Consider the following 16,084-nt stretch of genomic DNA (forward strand, 5'->3'; position numbering starts at 1 on the left):
AGCTTGGGATTTGGTCCCGCTTGAGGCCGGGGAGCTGATCCGCTCACCCGCACCTTTGGGGTACGTATAGATACATTACGGCCAACCCGCGAGGCCGTCAAAAGCACGCCACACCCCGGGCGTGTCGAGCTTGCCGCCGTTGAATTCCCGCGGATCTGTAGCCCTGGATCCCTCGAAACCTGACTCGCGGACGATTGGACCGCCCATACAGCGAGATCCAAACGCGGGTTGAACGCAGCTACGCGGCACCTGCAGCATGTGCGTTGCGGCCTTCAACCCGCGCAACTCGACGTTCGTTGCCCGGTCGGGTGATCTTTCGCCGTGATTCGGCCAGGCTGCCGGGAAATTGGTGCCTGGTGGACGCCGCTATGCCAACTGGGCGCGCGGAATTCCCGCACGCGCGGGAAACATCCCGCGCCAGCCGGAATATCCCGCGCCGGGGCCGCGAACGCAGATGCAGATGCAGATGCAGATGCAGATGCAGATGCAGATGCAGATGCAGATGCGCGTACAGGTGCGCGGAGGTGCGCATGCAGATGCGCGTACAGGTGCAAGAGTTGATGCGAGAGCTGATGCAAATGCGGAAAGTCCACCCGCGGGCGGGTGCTCCTCGACCATCGGAGAAAGCCACCCGCCGGCGGGTGCTCCTCGACCATCGGAGAAAGCCCATCCGCTGACCGCACGTTAAACGACCCAAGCGCCACCGTTGAAACGGCGACGCTTGGGTCGGGTGGAGCAATTCAGTGCTGGGTAAGCGTGTACTACTCGATGAAGATGCCAGCGAGAGTCTTCTTGCCGCGACGCAGCACAGCGAATCCACCAGGAAGCACAGAGCCTTCTACGGTTGCGGCGTCGGACTCCACCTTGACGTTGTTCAGGTAGACCCCGCCCTGGGCGATCGAACGGCGGGCTTCGCTCAAGCTCGAGGTCAGTCCGGTGTCGACCAGCAGCTGGGCGATCGGCGCGTGCGGCGCAGTGGTGGTATTCGGCAACTCGCGCAGTGCAGCTTCAAGAGTCGACTGGTCGAGCTCGCTCAGTTCGCCCTGACCGAAAAGGGCCTGGGCTGCATTGATTGCGGCGTTCGTCGCGTCGGCACCGTGCACCAGGCTCGTGACCTCCCAGGCGAGAGTGCGCTGCGCCTCGCGACGGAACGGCTCGCTGGCCACCAGCGCTTCGAGGCGTTCGATCTCAGCTTTGGTGAGGAACGTGAAGACCTTGAGACGCGGGATCACGTCGTTGTCGTCGGTATTGAGCCAGAACTGGTAGAAGGCGTACGGGCTGGTGAGCGCGTCATCCAGCCAGATGGCGTTGCCCTCGCTCTTACCGAACTTGGTGCCGTCACTGTTGGTGATGAGCGGGGTGCCGATAGCGTGCACGCCGGTACCTTCAGCACGACGGATGAGGTCGGTGCCACTGGTCAGGTTGCCCCACTGGTCGCTGCCACCGGTCTGCAACACGCAGCCGTAGGTGCGGTAAAGCTCGAGGAAGTCGAGACCCTGCAGAACCTGGTAGCTGAACTCGGTGTAGCTGATGCCGGCGTCGGAGTTGAGCCTGGCGCTAACGGCATCCTTCTTGAGCATCGTGCCGACACGGAAGTACTTTCCGACGTCGCGCAGGAAGTCGATGGCAGACAACGGCGCGGTCCAGTCAAGGTTGTTGACGAGGGTGACCGCGTTCTTTCCCTCTGAGCTGAGGAAGCGCGAGACCTGCGACTGCAGGTAGCCCACCCACTCTGCGACGGTGTCCTTCGTGTTGAGGGTGCGCTCAGCACTCGGGCGCGGATCCCCGATCAGGCCGGTCGATCCACCGACAAGACCGAGCGGGTGGTGGCCAGCAAGCTGCAGGCGGCGCATAAGCAACAGCTGCACCAGGTTGCCGAGGTGCAGGCTGGGAGCTGTCGGGTCGAACCCGCAGTAATAGGTGATCGGCTCCCCCGCGAGCAACTCGCGAAGCTCGGCGGCGTCAGTGGAGACGTGCACGAGGCCGCGCCAGGTGATTTCGTCCCACACGCTATCGAAGGCGGGGTCGTTGGACTGCTGGGCGATGATTACGGGGTCAGACACGCTGCCCAGATTACCAGCGGCGCGCTGCCCCAGTGGCGCCAGAACACGCTCACCGCCTGACGGGCGCCCCATTGAGTTAAGGACTGAACCTGAATAGAGGTTGATTTAGGTTGTAGCCTGAATTAGGATTGATGCAGGACGGAGCCTGAACATATGTACGTCGTTACCGCAGACCAGATCAACAGCCGCAACGATCGCGACAGGGCGGGCGAGCTGCTTGCCGCACTTCAGAACGAGTACGGTCATTCGTTCGCGCTGCCCGCTGACCAGACGGCCGGAGATGAGATCCAGATCATCCTGACCGACGCCGCCTCAACGCTTGGCGTCATCCTGCTGATCCACCGCACTGGCTCGTGGAACACCGGCCTCGGACTCGGTCAGGTACGCACCCCACTCGCCGCGTCGACTCGGCAGTCGGCCGGCGAGGCGTTCATCGCAGCGCGTGACGCTGTCATCCGTTCAAAGAAAGCGGATGCGCGCTTTGCGCTCGACGTGCCACCGCATCCCAATGGCATGCCCGATACGTCGATCAACGCCGACGAGCTTGAAGCACTCATCACCCTGACGCTCGCCATCCGCCAGCGCCGAACCGCAGAAGGCTGGGAGGTCATCGACCTCCTCGGCGCTGGGCTCAGCCAAGTCGAGATCGCTGCGCGGCTCGGCATTTCGACCGGGGCAGTGAGTCAGCGCCTGAAGACATCGCTCTGGAGAGTCGAAGAGTCGGCCCGACCTGCACTCGTTAGGCTCATGGAGTCCCTCGAACGCGCAACACGCGAGATGAAAGACTGAACCCATGACTTATTCAGACTCCGGCAGCATCGTGATGTACCTCTACTGGTTCCTGCTGCTGATGGTCACCGTCGGATCCCTCGTGTTCGCGGTGCTCGCCTACCGACTGCAGAAGAGAGCATTTGCTATCGCCTCTGCGGGAACCTTGGCTGCCGCACTGTTCATCGCGGCTGTTCCGTCGGTTGCCACACCTCCCGCGTTCGCCGTCATGCTCGGCCTGGTCTCGATCGCACTGGCCGTCATCGGCGGAGCACCCATGGCTGTGCTCGCGTTGGACCTCGCCATGAAGAACTCAGCGCAGGGTCAAAACGGTGGAATCCTTGTTGCGAACGGGGCGGAGCCAGTGCAGGCAGCATCTCCCGACTCCGCGTCAGACCAGAGTGCGGCACCGGCGGTGCATGAGGTATTGCGCGGAGGACTCACCATCGGATTCCTCGAACGCTTCGCCGTCGCGGGTTCGATCCTGCTCGGATTTCCCGAGGGCATCGCCATCGTCGTCGCGATCAAGGGCGTCGGTCGCTTCACCGAGTTGTCGGCACCCGAATCCCGCGAGCGATTCATCATCGGCACCTTCGCCAGCCTGATCTGGGCATGCGCCTGTGCAGCACTCGTGCAGGTCGCGATTTCCTAATCAGGAGATCTATCTCCGCCCGAGCGAAGCGTGGCAGATCAGAGAGTCGTCGTCGAGCGTTTCGGTGTGCTCTTGCGATACGGCGACACCGATGGCTCCCCCGGGATCCAGAATCGCCACGGGAACTCCGGCCCTCCCCCGGGTCCACTGACACCGGTGCGTGGCCCGGTGACGTAGTCGACCTGCTTATCGGGAAAGGTGAAGTCGAACGGCGGCGCGTTCAGATCGGCGCCGTCATCGGCCAGCGTGATTCCGAGCGCAATCGTGAGTCTCGCAGGGCCCCGGGCCAGATCATGGTCGGAGCGCGATGTGGTGCGCCGTCGCCTGGCCAGATCGAGGCCGTCGACGACCTCGCCGCCGCGGAGCAGCAGCCCTGACGCAACGCTGGCCGGGGAGCAGACCATGTTGGCGCAGGTGTGCATGCCATACGTGAAGTAGGCATACAGATGACCGGGCTCGCCGTACATGCTCGCGTTTCGCCGCGTGCGTCCGCGAAACGCGTGCGAGCCGGGATCTGCGCCGTCCCCGATATAGGCCTCGACCTCGGTGACGCGAATCGATACGCCGTCGTGGCTGAAGATCCCCCCAAGAACAAACGGGGCAAGTTCGAGCGATGACCGCTCGAACTCACCCCGCTCGAAACTCATTTCGTGAGGGTGTTCGCCAAGGTGCTGGCGAGTCCGCGTACGCGCTCAACGAGAACAGCGCGCTGCTCGGCGACACGTACGGGGGCGGTTCCACCCTGGCCGTCTCTGGCCTCCACCGATCCGCGGATCGTGAGGACCTCACGTACCGTCGGCGTGAGGTGCGGTGACAGCGTGGCAAGTGCCTCGTCGTCCACCTCGTGCAGTTCGAGATCGTGATCCTCGGCGTACTTGACCAGCGCGCCGGTGATCTCGTGGGCGTCACGGAAGGTGACGTGCTGCTTGACCAGCCACTCAGCGACATCCGTTGCCAGCGAGAAGCCCTGCGGGGCCAGCTCTGCCATGCGCTCGGTGTGGAAGCGCAGCGTCGAGATCATGCCGGTGAACGCGGGCAGCAGAACTTCGAGAGTCTCGATCGAATCGAAGACCGGCTCCTTGTCTTCCTGCAGGTCGCGGTTGTACGCCAGAGGCAGACCCTTGAGGGTTGCAAGCAGACCGGACAGGTTGCCGATCAGGCGCCCCGACTTACCTCGAGCGAGCTCGGCGATATCCGGGTTCTTCTTCTGCGGCATGATCGATGAGCCCGTTGAGTAGGCGTCGTCAATCGTGATGAACCCGAATTCCTTCGTGTTCCACAGGATGATCTCTTCGGCCAGGCGCGAGATGTCGATACCCAGCTGAGCCGTGATGTACGTAAACTCTGCGGTCAGGTCGCGGCTCGACGTGCCGTCGATCGAGTTTTCGACAACGGCACCGAACCCGAGCTCTGCAGCAACAAGTCGGGCGTCGAGGCCCAGCGTGTTACCGGCCAGCGCACCGGAGCCATACGGCGAGAAGTCAGCGCGCTTCGACCAGTCGGCGAAGCGCTCCAAGTCGCGAACCAGTGGCCAGCAGTGCGCGAGCAGGTGGTGCGCGAGCAAAACAGGCTGGGCGTGCTGCAGGTGTGTGCGGCCGGGCATGATGGCGTCGGCGTGCGCCTCGGCCTGTGCGGCCAAGGCATCGATCAGGTCGATCACCAGCGCCGAGATGGTGGAGGCGTGGTCACGCAGCAACATCCGGATCAGCGTGGCGATCTGGTCGTTGCGGCTGCGGCCTGCACGAAGCTTGCCGCCGAGCTCAGCGCCCGCGATGTCGATGAGGCCTCGCTCGAGCGCGGAGTGCACGTCTTCATCGCTGACGGCCGGCGTGAACCGACCGTCAAGCACTGCCTGCTCGAGGGTGTCGAGCGCGCCGAGCATCGCTGTCAGTTCCGCTGCATCCAGGTAGCCGGCTGCTGCCAGTGCCTTCGCGTGCGCGCGCGATCCACGGATGTCGTATTCGGCCAACTGCCAGTCGAAGTGAGTCGACTTGCTGAGCCTGGCCAGCTCGGGCGACGGCCCGCCGGCGAAGCGGCCACCCCAGAGGGCACCCGCTTCGCCAGCGCGGTTCACGGCTGAGTTATCAGACACGAAACGTCCTACTCGCTTGCGAGGTCGCGACGTGCTGAGATCTTGCTCGGCAGCGACCACAGATCGATGAAACCCTTGGCCAGTGACTGGTCGAAGGTGTCGCCGGTGTCGTAGGTGGCAAGACTGAAGTCGTACAGGCTCTGGGCCGACTTGCGACCGGTGACAACAGCGGTGCCGCCCTGCAGCTTCAGGCGGATGTCGCCTGAGACGTACTTCTGCGAGTGGTCGATGAAAGCATCGAGTGAGCGCTTGAGGCCAGAGAACCACAGGCCGTCGTAGACGAGCTCAGACCACTTGGACTCGATGGTGCGCTTGTAGCGGTTCTGGTCGCGCTCCAGGGTGAGGTTCTCCAGCTCTTCGTGGGCTGCGATCAGCGCGATGCCGGCCGGAGCCTCGTACACCTCGCGGCTCTTGATGCCGATCAGGCGGTCTTCGACCATGTCGATGCGACCGACGCCGTGCTTGCCTGCCAGTGCGTTCATGGCGACAACCATTTCGAGCGGCGTGTGTGCCACACCGTCGATGGCGACAGGAACACCCTGGTCGAACGTGATGACGACCTCGTCGGCCTCGCGGTGCACGCTCGGGTCCTGGGTGTACTCGTACAGGTCTTCAATCGGAGCGTTCCACGGGTCTTCGAGGAAGCCGGTTTCGACAGCGCGTCCCCAGACGTTCTTGTCGATCGAGTAAGGGTTCTTCTTCGACTGCTGGATCGGCAGGTTGTGCTGCTCGGCGTAAACGATCGCCTTGTCGCGGGTGAGAGCGAGGTCGCGCACCGGCGCGATGCTGGTCAGGTCGGGGGCGAGGGCTGCAACAGCTGACTCGAAGCGCACCTGGTCGTTGCCCTTACCGGTGCAACCGTGGGCGACTGAATCGGCGCCGAGCTCCTTGGCGGTGGAAGCCAGGTACTTCGCGATCAGCGGACGGCTCAGCGCCGAAACCAGTGGGTAACGCTTCTGGTACAGCGCGTTGGCCTTCAGCGCCGGAACGATGTAGTCGTCAGCGAATTCGTTCTTGGCGTCGATGACGATTGACTCGACAGCGCCGCAGTCAAGTGCGCGCTGACGGATGTCATCCATGTTCTCGCCACCCTGTCCGACGTCAACGGCGAGGGCGACAACCTCTTTGCCCGTTGCGTCCTTGAGCCAGCCGATGCCGACAGAGGTATCGAGTCCGCCCGAGTAAGCGAGGACGATGCGTTCAGCCATGGATTCTCTCCTTGATTCTTTGATTCTGAAGTGTGGGTGCCCCTGATGGGCAGATTGTGTGGGGTGCTGCGAGAGCTGTGGAAACGGTTAGCTGTGTACAGCGGCGGTGGCCGCATTCTGCTTCAACAGCCAGACAAGCAGCGCCTTCTGGGCGTGCAGGCGGTTTTCCGCCTCGTCCCAGATGATGCTCTGCGGGCCATCGATGACCTCGGCCGTGACCTCGTAGCCACGGTCGGCCGGGAGGCAGTGCATGAACAGGGCGTCGGGCTTGGCCTCTGTCATCAACTTCTGGTCGACGCGGTACGCGCCGAAAGTGACGAGGCGTTCGGCCTTTTCGTCTTCCTTGCCCATCGACACCCAGGTGTCGGTGACCACGATGTCGACGCCGGCTACGGCGTCGAGCGGGTCAGTAAAGACAGCGACGGAGCCACCGGTCTGCGCGGCGATTGCTGCGGCATCCGCGACGACCTGAGCATCCGGGGCGTACTCGGCAGGGGCCGCGATCCGCACGTGCATGCCGGCGGTTGCACCGGCCAGCAGGTAGGAGTGCGCCATGTTGCAGGCGCCGTCACCCAGGAAGGTGAGGGTGAGGCCGGCCAGCTCCCCGCGGTGCTCGCGGATGGTGAGCAGGTCGGCAAGCAGCTGGCACGGGTGGAACTCGTCTGACAGGGCGTTGACTACAGGCACTGTGGTGCCCTTGGCCATTTCTTCGAGGCCTGACTGCGCGAAGGTGCGCCAGACGATCGCAGCCACCTGGCGTTCCATCACCCTGGCGGTGTCAGCGGCCGTCTCTTTGCCACCTAACTGGCTGTTCGCCGTCGTGATGATGAGCGGGCTGCCACCCAAATCGGCGATGCCGACGGCGAAGGAGAGACGGGTGCGAGTTGATGACTTGTCGAAGATAACCGCGACGGTCTGAGGACCGGCGAGGGGCTTTGCCTGGAATCGGTCTCGCTTCAGTTCCAATGCCAGATCGAGGATCTCGGCCTGTTCGGCTGGAGAGAGGTCATCGTCGCGCAGGAAATGGCGGGTCACGGTATCACTTTCGCTTTGAGTATGGGTGAATCAAGTCTAAAGGCTGGCGATAGCTGCCCCGAATCGCCGCGAGAACTCCGCCACCTCGTCGTCTCCGATGATCAGCGGCGGCGCGATTCGGATTGTAGATTCGTTTGCGGCGTTGACGATCAGGCCGGCATCCATCGCGGCTGCTGCCAGCTTGAGTGCAACGGGTTCGGCCAGGCCGATTCCGATCAGGAGTCCGAGGCCACGCACCTCGTCGATGAGTGGAGAATCGAAGCCCTCGATGATCGCGCGCAGCTCGGCACCACGACGTTCGGCGTTGTCGACCAGGTTCTCGTCTTCGATCACGGAGAGGACGGCGTTTGAGGTCGCGGTGACCAGCGGGTTGCCGCCGTAGGTCGAACCGTGCTGTCCGCGGGTGAACAGGTTGGATGCCGCACCGAACGTGACAAGCGCGCCGATCGGGACGCCGCCGCCCAGCCCCTTGGCCAGGGTGAGGGCATCCGGAACGATTCCGGCGTATTCGTAAGCGAACCAGCGACCCGTGCGCCCAACGCCGGTTTGGATTTCGTCGAGGATGAGCAGCGCGCCGAACTCCGTGCAGAGCTCGCGGGCGCGAGCCACATAGCCGTCAGGCAGCTCAAGTACGCCGGCTTCGCCCTTGATCGGTTCGAGGAAGAGGGCGGCAACGGTGTGATCCATCGCTGCTTCCAGCGCTTCGATGGTGCTGTCGATGTGTTCGACTCCCCCAGCGACGGGCTCAAACGGTTCGCGCATGTGCGGCTTGCCGGTGAGCGCCAGCGCGCCCATGGTGCGGCCGTGGAATGCATCGGTCAGGGCGAGCACGCGGGTACGAGACCCATCACCCTTGTTGAGGCGTGACAGTTTGAACGCTGCCTCATTCGCCTCGGCGCCCGAGTTGCAGAAGTACACCCGGCCGGCGTCGCCTGCACCAGTGATGCGCTTCAGACGTTCGGCCAGCTCGATCTGCGGGACGGTGGCGAAATAGTTGGAGACGTGAGCGAGCGCGTTGATCTGAGTGGTGACCGCACCGACAATCGCCGGGTGCGCGTGGCCGAGAGAGTTAACCGCGATGCCCGACAGAAAGTCGAGGTACTGCTTTCCGGCGTCATCCCAGACGTAGCAACCTTCGCCGCGCTCAAGCAGAGCGAGCGGGGTGCTGAGTGTGCCCATCATGGCTGCACTGTATCGATCCTGCCAGGTGGTCATGCGGGTACTACCTCCGTGCCAATGCCGCTCTGCGTGAAAATTTCGAGAAGGATCGAGTGCGGCACTCGACCGTCGATGATTGCGGCTTTCGCCACCCCACCCTGGACGGCGTCCAGACAGGCGGTCATTTTGGGGATCATGCCAGATTCGAGTGTCGGCAACAGCCCGGTGAGCTGATCGACGTTGATGACCGACACGAGGGAATCGCGATTCGGCCAGTCGCTATACAGGCCGGCGACATCGGTGAGGATGACGAGCTTGGCCGCATTCAGGGCGATGGCCAGCGCGGCGGCCGCGGCATCCGCATTGATATTGAGCGATTGGCCCGGGGTGTCAGAATCCGGCGCGATCGACGAGACAACCGGGATGCGACCGGCGTCAAGCTGGGCATGCACCGCCTCGGGATCGACGCCGATGACGTCACCGACGAGACCGAGGTCGACTTCTTCGCCGTCGATGACGACGCCACGGCGACGGCCACGGAACAAACCGGCGTCTTCGCCGGAGAGGCCAGCAGCAAGCGGTCCGTGTTCGTTGATGTGGCTGACGAGGTCGCGGTTGATCTGGCCGGTGAGCACCATGCGGACGACATCCATCGCCTCAGGGGTTGTCACCCGGTAGCCACCGCGAAATTCGCTTTCAATTCCCAGACGGTCAAGCATTGCCGAAATCTGCGGGCCACCGCCGTGCACGACGACCGGACGGATGCCGGCGTAGCGCAGGTAGACCATGTCTTCAGCGAACGCACGCTGTAGCTCTTCGCTGACCATCGCGTTGCCGCCGAACTTCACGACGACGATCTGGTCGTGGAAGCGCTTCAGCCAGGGCAGCGCCTCGATGAGGGTCGCAGCCTTGATGCCTGCTTCGGCCTGGGTATTCTCCGGCAGCTCCGCCGCGGCGTTCTCGCTCAACTTGAATACGCGCTGTTCTCTTCGACGTAGTCGTGCGTGAGGTCGTTGGTCCAGATCGTGGCCGTCTCGGCTCCCGCGTGCAGGTCGATCGTGACGGTCACGGCCCGCGGCTTCAGGTCAACGAGCTCGCGCGGCTGATCTGGTTCGCCGGCGGTGCAGACCTGCACCCCGTTGATGGCGACGTCGATGCCGTACGGGTCGAATCGGGCATCCGTTGTTCCGACGGCGGCGAGCACGCGGCCCCAGTTGGGGTCGTTGCCGTAGATGGCCGCCTTGAAGAGGTTGCTGCGTGAGACGGCGCGGGCGACGGTCACAGCCTCGTCTTCGGTTGCCGCGTTCAGCACCTGGATCGCGACGTCGTGGGCTGCGCCTTCGGCATCGCCCTGCAGCTGAAGGGTGAGATCGGCGCAGAGCGCGGTGAGTGCTTCGGTGAACGCGGTGAGGTCGGCCTCAATCTCGCTCGCTCCAGACGCCAGCAGACTGACGGTGTCGTTCGTCGACATGCAGCCGTCTGAATCGAGGCGGTCAAAGGTGACACGCGTCGCCTGGCGAAGCGCGACATCGAGCTGAGCGGATGTCAGCACGGCGTCGGTCGTGATGACAACGAGCATGGTGGCCAGGCCGGGGGCCAGCATTCCTGCGCCCTTGGCCATGCCGCCGATGGTCCAGCCTTCAGGAGCGCGGTGCGTCGCCTGCTTTGGCCGGGTGTCCGTGGTCATGATGGCCTGCGCGGCGGCCAGGCCAGCCTCCGGGGAGGCAGCAGCGCTCTGGTCGGCAGCGAAAGAATCGGTCGCGGCCAGGATGCCGACTGTCAGCTTCTCAAGGTCGAGCTGCTCACCGATGAGGCCGGTTGAACAGACGAGCACGTCGCCGGACGACACACCCAGTTTCTCTCCCACCAGTTCAGCGGTGGCGTGCGTGGTCTGAAATCCCTGGGTGCCCGTGTAGCAGTTGGCTCCACCCGAGTTGAGGACGATGGCGCTGACGACGCCATCGGTCATGACCTGTTTGCTCCACAGCACCGGATTCGCCTGGCATCGGTTGCTGGTGAACACCGTGGCGGCCGCGGTCAGCGGGCCGAGGTTCTGCACGAGTGCCAAGTCGAGGCCACCCGACTTCTTGAGTCCGGCTTCGGTTCCGGCGGCGACGAAACCGGCTGGTGCGGTCACACTCACGGGATAACTCCATTCACAATGGTGATTCAGATGCGGCGGTGGGTAAGTTCTGGTGTTAGCGAACCGGTGGGTTACGGGGCAACGCCGTTGACCCCGAGGCCCGTCGATTCGGGAAGTCCGAGTGCGATGTTGGTCGACTGGATCGCTGCACCGGCCGTGCCCTTGACCAGGTTGTCGACAGCGGTGATCGTCACGACGCGACCCGCGGCTTCATCAACGGCAAGACCGATCAGTGCGGTATTGGCGCCCTGCACATCTGAGGTTCGCGGGAAGTGGCCCTCGGGCAGTAACTGCACGAATCGCTCACCCTCGTAGGCGGCCTCCCAGGCATCGCGAACCTGGCTCGCGGTGGTACCGGGCACCAGACGCGCGGTTGAGGTGGCGAGGATGCCCCGCGACATCGGCACGATCACCGGGGTGAACGAGATGGTGGGCGACGTGGCTCCTGCCCAGCGCAGGCTCTGTTGGATCTCGGGGATGTGGCGGTGCACTCCCCCGACGGCGTACGGGTTGGCCGAGCCGAGGATCTCGCTGGCCAGGTTGTTCACCTTGAGGCTCTTGCCTGCACCGGAGGGTCCGACGGCTAGTACGGCGACGAGGTCGCGCTCCTCGATGACGCCGGCATTGATACCAGGTGCGAGGGCGAGGGCGACGGTGCTTGCGTTACAGCCAGGCGCCGCGATCCGCTTGGCGCCGATCAGACGGTCCCGCTGCTTCTGGTCACCGACCTGAAGCTCGGGCACGCCATAGGTCCATGCGCCGAAGTAGTCGCCGCCATAGAAAGCTGCCCAGTCGGATTCGCTCTCCAAGCGGTGGTCTGCTCCGCAATCGACGACGAGGGTATCGGGTGACAGCGTGGCCGTCAGCTCGCCGGATTTGCCGTGCGGCAAAGCGAAAAAGACCACGTCGTGGCCGGCCAGAACCTCGGGAGTCGTGTCGGTAAGTGTGAGGTGCGCGAGCGAGCGCAGATGCGGCTGCACGTCGACAAGACGCTGCCCCGCGTTGCTGTGAGCGGTGACCGTCGTCACGTCGAGTTCGGGGTGATCAGCAAGCAAGCGCAGCAGCTCGCCTCCCGCATACCCACTTGCGCCAACGACTGCTACCGAAAAACCCATAGGACAAATCTACCCGCTGGTCACGCAGCACGCTCCCAGCCGGCTCGCATCCGTCGCTCAGCTGAGGGGCTGCAAGCGCCGAACGTGCGTCCACAGACGCAAGAATGCCCGTTTCAGCCCAGAAAAGCGGCTGAAACGGGCATTTCGACTGATATTGACGTCAGCGCTGAGTGTTACTCGCGCAGGCTCGCATTGAACCGGGCGGCAGCCACGGCAACACCGGCCAGCTTCGCGTCACTAGCCTCCGCAGCGGTCAGCGTGCGGTCCGGCGCCCGGAAGCGCAGCGCGAAGGTGAGTGACTTGAGGCCGTCCGGCACACCGGTACCGCGGTAGTCGTCAACGAGTTCGGCGCTCTCAAGCAGTTCGCCTGCGCCATCGATGACGGCCTGACGAACGTCGGCAGCGGGCACGTCGACTGCCACGACCAACGACAGGTCCTGAGTTGCGGCCGGCTTCGTGCCGATCGGCGTTGCGACGATCTCGTGCGCAGCAGCGGCGAAGACGGCACTGAGGTTGATCTCGGCGACGCCGACGACCGACGGAAGGTCGTATGAACGGGCGACAGTCGGCAGCAGTTCACCGGCGTAACCCACAACCTCGTCTCCGGCATCGGTGGTGATGAACAGTTCGGCGGTGCGGCCGGGGTGCATGGCGGCATGTGTTCCCTGGCGTACGTGAATCGCAACACCGGTCGCCAGCGCGACCTGCTGGGCAGTAGCCAATGCGTCCTGCCAGCCGAACGCCATCGCAGGGAGTCCCGGCTGGTGACGAACGAGGTTGCCGGTGAGCACAGCGCCGACGAACAGCGGCTGCGGTGGGATGCCCGCGTTCAGCGTCGCTTCGAGGTCGGCGCTCGGGCGCACGGCGCCGGGCGGCACGACGGGGTTACCGTATGTCACACCGGCGACAGGGCGGAAGACAAGACCGAGCTCGTAAATTGCCAGGTCGGTCAGGCCGCGCGACCGGTTGCGGTGCGCGACCTGCAGAAGACCGGGCAGGATCGACGTGCGCAGGAACGGCACTTCGCCGTCGAGCGGATTGGCAACCTTAATCTGCGGCACCGCGCCGGCTTCGGGCGAACCGAACAGGTCGTTGGCGGCTTCGGACACGAACGGGTACGCGAGCACCTCGGTGTGCCCCGTCGCTGCCAGCGTGGTGGCGACGGTACGGCGCAGGGTCTGGGCCAGCGTCAGTCCGCGGCCTGGAGGGGCAACGGGCAACACAGACGGGATGCGGTCGTATCCAACGATGCGGGCGACTTCCTCGGCCAGGGTCCACTTGTCGGTGAGGTCGGGACGCCAGGTCGGCGGGGTGACCAACAGGCCGGCGCCGGTTTCTTCCAGCGATGCACCGATCTCAGCGAGCGAGGAGCGCACCTCATCTGCGGTGTACTCCAGACCGATCAGACCTGAAACGAAACCGGTCGGCAATTCGATGGGGGTGGCATCCGTCGACGTGTCGTGCAACGAGCCGAGGTCGTCGGCGACTCCCCCCGCAAGTTCAACGAGCAGCTGCACGACTCGAGCCGCCGCGACAACGGCGACTGCCGGGTCAACGCCGCGCTCGAAGCGCTTGGATGCTTCGCTCGGCAGCTTGTGACGACGAGCCGAACGCGCGATCGATACGGGGTCAAAGTTGGCGGCCTCGATGAGCACGTTGCGACTGGAGTCGCTGATCTCGGTCGTTGCTCCGCCCATGACGCCGGCCAGGCCGATGGGGCCGGAACCGTCAGTGATGAGCAAGTCTTCTTCGCTCAGCGTGCGCGTGACGTCATCAAGGGTGGTGAGCTTCTCGCCGGGGTTCGCGCGGCGCACAGTGATGCCACCGTCGAGCTTGTCGAGGTCGTAGGCGTGGGTCGGCTGGCCAAGTTCGAGCATCACGTAGTTGGTGATGTCGACCACGAGCGAGATCGAGCGGATACCGGCCAGCTTGAGCCTGGCGATCATCCATGCCGGGGTCTTGCGGCTCTGATCGATGTCGCGCACGGTGCGGGTGACGAAGACCGAGCAGCCCACGCGGCCACGGATCGGCGCCTGGTCGGCGATCGTCACCGGGAATTCAGAGGCAGTTACAACGGGAGGTACCGACAGGGCCGGGTCGCGGAACGTCGCCCCTGTGGCGTGGGAGTACTCGCGGGCGATGCCGCGAATCGAGAATGCGTAGCCGCGGTCTGGGGTGACGTTCACTTCGACGGCCGCGTCATCCAGGCCGAGCAGACGGATGGCGTCGGTACCGACCTCAGGATCAAGGCCCAGCGTGATCAGGCGCAGGATACCGTCGTGCTCCTCGCCGAGACCGAGCTCGCGGGCGGAGGCGATCATGCCGTCCGACACGTGGCCGTAGGTCTTGCGGGCAGCGATCGGGAACGGGCCTGGAAGCTCGGCGCCGGGCAGGGTCACGACGACCTTGTCGCCGACGACGAAGTTGTGGGCACCGCAGACGATGCCGTGAACTGCTGGGCCGCCATCCGCTGCCGTCTCGTCGCCGGGTGCGACACGCACCTGGCACCAGCGAATCGTCTTGCCGTTTGACTGCGGCTCCTCGTCGAACGAGAGCACCTCGCCGACAACGATCGGGCCGCTCAACTCGAAGCGGTGGATGTCTTCTTCTTCCAGACCGACGCTGACCAGCGCGGCGTGGACGTCTTCGGGCGTCGTGCCCGGCTCAAGGTCGACGTACTCGCCGAGCCAACTCAGGGGAACGCGCATCAGACGGCCATCCCATACTGCTGGCTGAACCGAACATCGCCTTCGACCATGTCTCGCATATCTTTCACATCGTTTCTGAACATCAACGCACGTTCGACACCAACGCCGAACGCGAAGCCTGAGTAGACATCGGGGTCGATACCGGCCGAGCGGAGCACGTTGGCATTGACCATGCCGCATCCACCCCACTCGATCCAGCGCGCGCCGCCCTTGAATGTCGGGTGCCACAGGTCGAGCTCTGCGCTCGGCTCGGTGAACGGGAAGTAGTTGGGGCGCAGACGCACCTTGGCCTCGTCGCCGAACAATGCCTTGACGAAGTGGTCGAGCGTCCCGCGCAGGTGGGCCATCGTGAGGCCCTTGTCGATGGCGATGCCCTCGATCTGGTTGAAGACCGGGGTGTGAGTGGCATCGAGCTCGTCTGTGCGGTACACGCGGCCCGGCGCCACGACGTAAACGGGCAGTTCGCGGCTGAGCAGCGCGCGCAGCTGCACGGGCGAGGTGTGCGTGCGGAGCACGAGGTGGGCATCCGTCGGCTCGATGAAGAAGGTGTCCTGCATCGCGCGGGCCGGGTGGTCCTCGTCGAAGTTGAGGGCGTCGAAGTTGAACCATTCGCTTTCGAGCTCAGGGCCTTCTGCGACTTCCCAGCCCATGCCGACGAACACATCTGCGACGCGCTCCTGCAAAAGGGTGAGCGGATGACGCGCGCCGGGCTGCCAGGTGGAGGCTGCGGCCGTCACGTCGACGGCTTCGGCTGCCAACTGAGCCGTTGCCTCTGCCTCGAGAATCGCGGTCTCGCGTGCAGTGAGCGCCTGGTTGACGCGAGCCCTCGCCTGCCCGACGATCTTGCCAGCGGCGGCCTTCTGGTCGCCAGGCACGCTGCGCATCAGGGCGTTGAACTTGGCCAGGGGGGAACCCTCTCCGGCGTGTTCGCTGCGCACTGCTTTGAGAGCTGCGGAATCGTTCGCGGCGTTGATGGCCTCTAGGGCTGCATCGACGGCCGCCTGGACGGCTGGTTCGGTGATTTCAGTGGGGTCAGACACGAGTCACAAGTTTAGTCCGATGAGCGGATGACGAGCCCTATTGGGCATCGTGATGCCGCGCATCCCGCTTCAATAAGCTACCGGTCGATCCCCAAGTCACTT

Annotated in this window: 13 protein-coding genes; 2 read left to right on the forward strand and 11 right to left on the reverse strand. The window is 64.3% G+C overall.

Going from position 1 to position 16,084, the window contains the following annotated elements; translation table 11 throughout:
• Window positions 1–761: 761 nt before the first annotated feature.
• Window positions 762–2,063 carry a tyrosine--tRNA ligase gene (tyrS, locus tag ACMT3I_RS12510; RefSeq protein ID WP_414804836.1) on the reverse strand — a complete coding sequence of 434 codons (1,302 nt, stop codon included), beginning with the start codon at window positions 2,061–2,063 and terminating at the stop codon, window positions 762–764.
• A 153-nt stretch (window positions 2,064–2,216) separates the two neighbouring features.
• On the opposite strand from tyrS, the gene ACMT3I_RS12515 reads away from it, so the two are divergent.
• Window positions 2,217–2,852 carry a sigma factor-like helix-turn-helix DNA-binding protein gene (locus tag ACMT3I_RS12515; RefSeq protein WP_414804837.1) on the forward strand — a complete coding sequence of 212 codons (636 nt, stop codon included), beginning with the start codon at window positions 2,217–2,219 and terminating at the stop codon, window positions 2,850–2,852.
• A gap of 4 nt (window positions 2,853–2,856) precedes the next feature.
• Entirely contained in the window at window positions 2,857–3,483 is a 627-nt protein-coding gene (locus tag ACMT3I_RS12520) for a hypothetical protein (RefSeq protein WP_414804838.1), read from the forward strand.
• A 38-nt stretch (window positions 3,484–3,521) separates the two neighbouring features.
• On the opposite strand, the gene ACMT3I_RS12525 is transcribed toward ACMT3I_RS12520, so the two are convergent.
• The 10 genes from ACMT3I_RS12525 to pheS form a co-directional block, all read right to left on the reverse strand.
• Window positions 3,522–4,130: a DNA-3-methyladenine glycosylase gene (locus ACMT3I_RS12525; RefSeq protein ID WP_414804839.1), complete on the reverse strand. Its 609-nt coding sequence runs from the start codon at window positions 4,128–4,130 to the stop codon at window positions 3,522–3,524.
• Window positions 4,127–5,575 (reverse strand): argininosuccinate lyase, encoded by a 1,449-nt coding sequence (gene argH, locus ACMT3I_RS12530; RefSeq protein ID WP_414804840.1) that lies wholly within the window; start codon window positions 5,573–5,575, stop codon window positions 4,127–4,129. Before argH ends, ACMT3I_RS12525 begins: the two co-directional genes overlap by 4 nt.
• Window positions 5,576–5,583: 8 nt before the next feature.
• Window positions 5,584–6,783, reverse strand: coding sequence for an argininosuccinate synthase (locus ACMT3I_RS12535; RefSeq protein ID WP_414804841.1), 1,200 nt, complete (start codon window positions 6,781–6,783; stop codon window positions 5,584–5,586).
• A gap of 87 nt (window positions 6,784–6,870) precedes the next feature.
• A complete protein-coding gene (argF, locus tag ACMT3I_RS12540) occupies window positions 6,871–7,818 on the reverse strand; it encodes an ornithine carbamoyltransferase (protein ID WP_414804842.1) in 948 nt (315 codons plus the stop codon).
• 36 nt (window positions 7,819–7,854) lie between these two features.
• On the reverse strand, window positions 7,855–9,033 hold the full coding sequence (locus ACMT3I_RS12545; RefSeq protein WP_414804843.1) for an acetylornithine transaminase: 1,179 nt from the start codon (window positions 9,031–9,033) through the stop codon (window positions 7,855–7,857).
• Window positions 9,030–9,944 carry an acetylglutamate kinase gene (argB, locus tag ACMT3I_RS12550; RefSeq protein WP_414804844.1) on the reverse strand — a complete coding sequence of 305 codons (915 nt, stop codon included), beginning with the start codon at window positions 9,942–9,944 and terminating at the stop codon, window positions 9,030–9,032. The genes ACMT3I_RS12545 and argB overlap by 4 nt, the downstream gene beginning before the upstream one ends.
• Window positions 9,941–11,119, reverse strand: coding sequence for a bifunctional glutamate N-acetyltransferase/amino-acid acetyltransferase ArgJ (gene argJ, locus ACMT3I_RS12555; RefSeq protein ID WP_414804845.1), 1,179 nt, complete (start codon window positions 11,117–11,119; stop codon window positions 9,941–9,943). Before argJ ends, argB begins: the two co-directional genes overlap by 4 nt.
• Before the next feature lie 71 nt (window positions 11,120–11,190).
• Window positions 11,191–12,234 carry an N-acetyl-gamma-glutamyl-phosphate reductase gene (argC, locus tag ACMT3I_RS12560; RefSeq protein WP_414804846.1) on the reverse strand — a complete coding sequence of 348 codons (1,044 nt, stop codon included), beginning with the start codon at window positions 12,232–12,234 and terminating at the stop codon, window positions 11,191–11,193.
• Between the two features lie 173 nt (window positions 12,235–12,407).
• Window positions 12,408–14,942, reverse strand: coding sequence for a phenylalanine--tRNA ligase subunit beta (pheT, locus tag ACMT3I_RS12565; RefSeq protein ID WP_414804847.1), 2,535 nt, complete (start codon window positions 14,940–14,942; stop codon window positions 12,408–12,410).
• Complete coding sequence (gene pheS, locus ACMT3I_RS12570; RefSeq protein WP_414804848.1) at window positions 14,942–15,982, reverse strand: phenylalanine--tRNA ligase subunit alpha; 1,041 nt, start codon at window positions 15,980–15,982, stop codon at window positions 14,942–14,944. The genes pheT and pheS overlap by 1 nt, the downstream gene beginning before the upstream one ends.
• Window positions 15,983–16,084 lie beyond the last annotated feature (102 nt).

It is taken from the genome of Leifsonia sp. A12D58, assembly GCF_047530025.1.
Lineage (GTDB): Bacteria > Actinomycetota > Actinomycetes > Actinomycetales > Microbacteriaceae > Cryobacterium.

Excerpts from the sequence above, each read along its gene's own strand:
- ACMT3I_RS12535 (WP_414804841.1), bottom strand. The coding sequence starts at position 6,783 with ATGGCTGAACGCATCGTCCTCGCTTACTCGGGCGGACTCGATACCTCT.
- pheT (WP_414804847.1), bottom strand. The coding sequence starts at position 14,942 with ATGCGCGTTCCCCTGAGTTGGCTCGGCGAGTACGTCGACCTTGAGCCG.
- ACMT3I_RS12545 (WP_414804843.1), bottom strand. The coding sequence starts at position 9,033 with ATGACCACCTGGCAGGATCGATACAGTGCAGCCATGATGGGCACACTC.
- ACMT3I_RS12525 (WP_414804839.1), bottom strand. The coding sequence starts at position 4,130 with ATGAGTTTCGAGCGGGGTGAGTTCGAGCGGTCATCGCTCGAACTTGCC.
- ACMT3I_RS12515 (WP_414804837.1), top strand. The coding sequence starts at position 2,217 with ATGTACGTCGTTACCGCAGACCAGATCAACAGCCGCAACGATCGCGAC.
- ACMT3I_RS12520 (WP_414804838.1), top strand. The coding sequence starts at position 2,857 with ATGACTTATTCAGACTCCGGCAGCATCGTGATGTACCTCTACTGGTTC.
- argC (WP_414804846.1), bottom strand. The coding sequence starts at position 12,234 with ATGGGTTTTTCGGTAGCAGTCGTTGGCGCAAGTGGGTATGCGGGAGGC.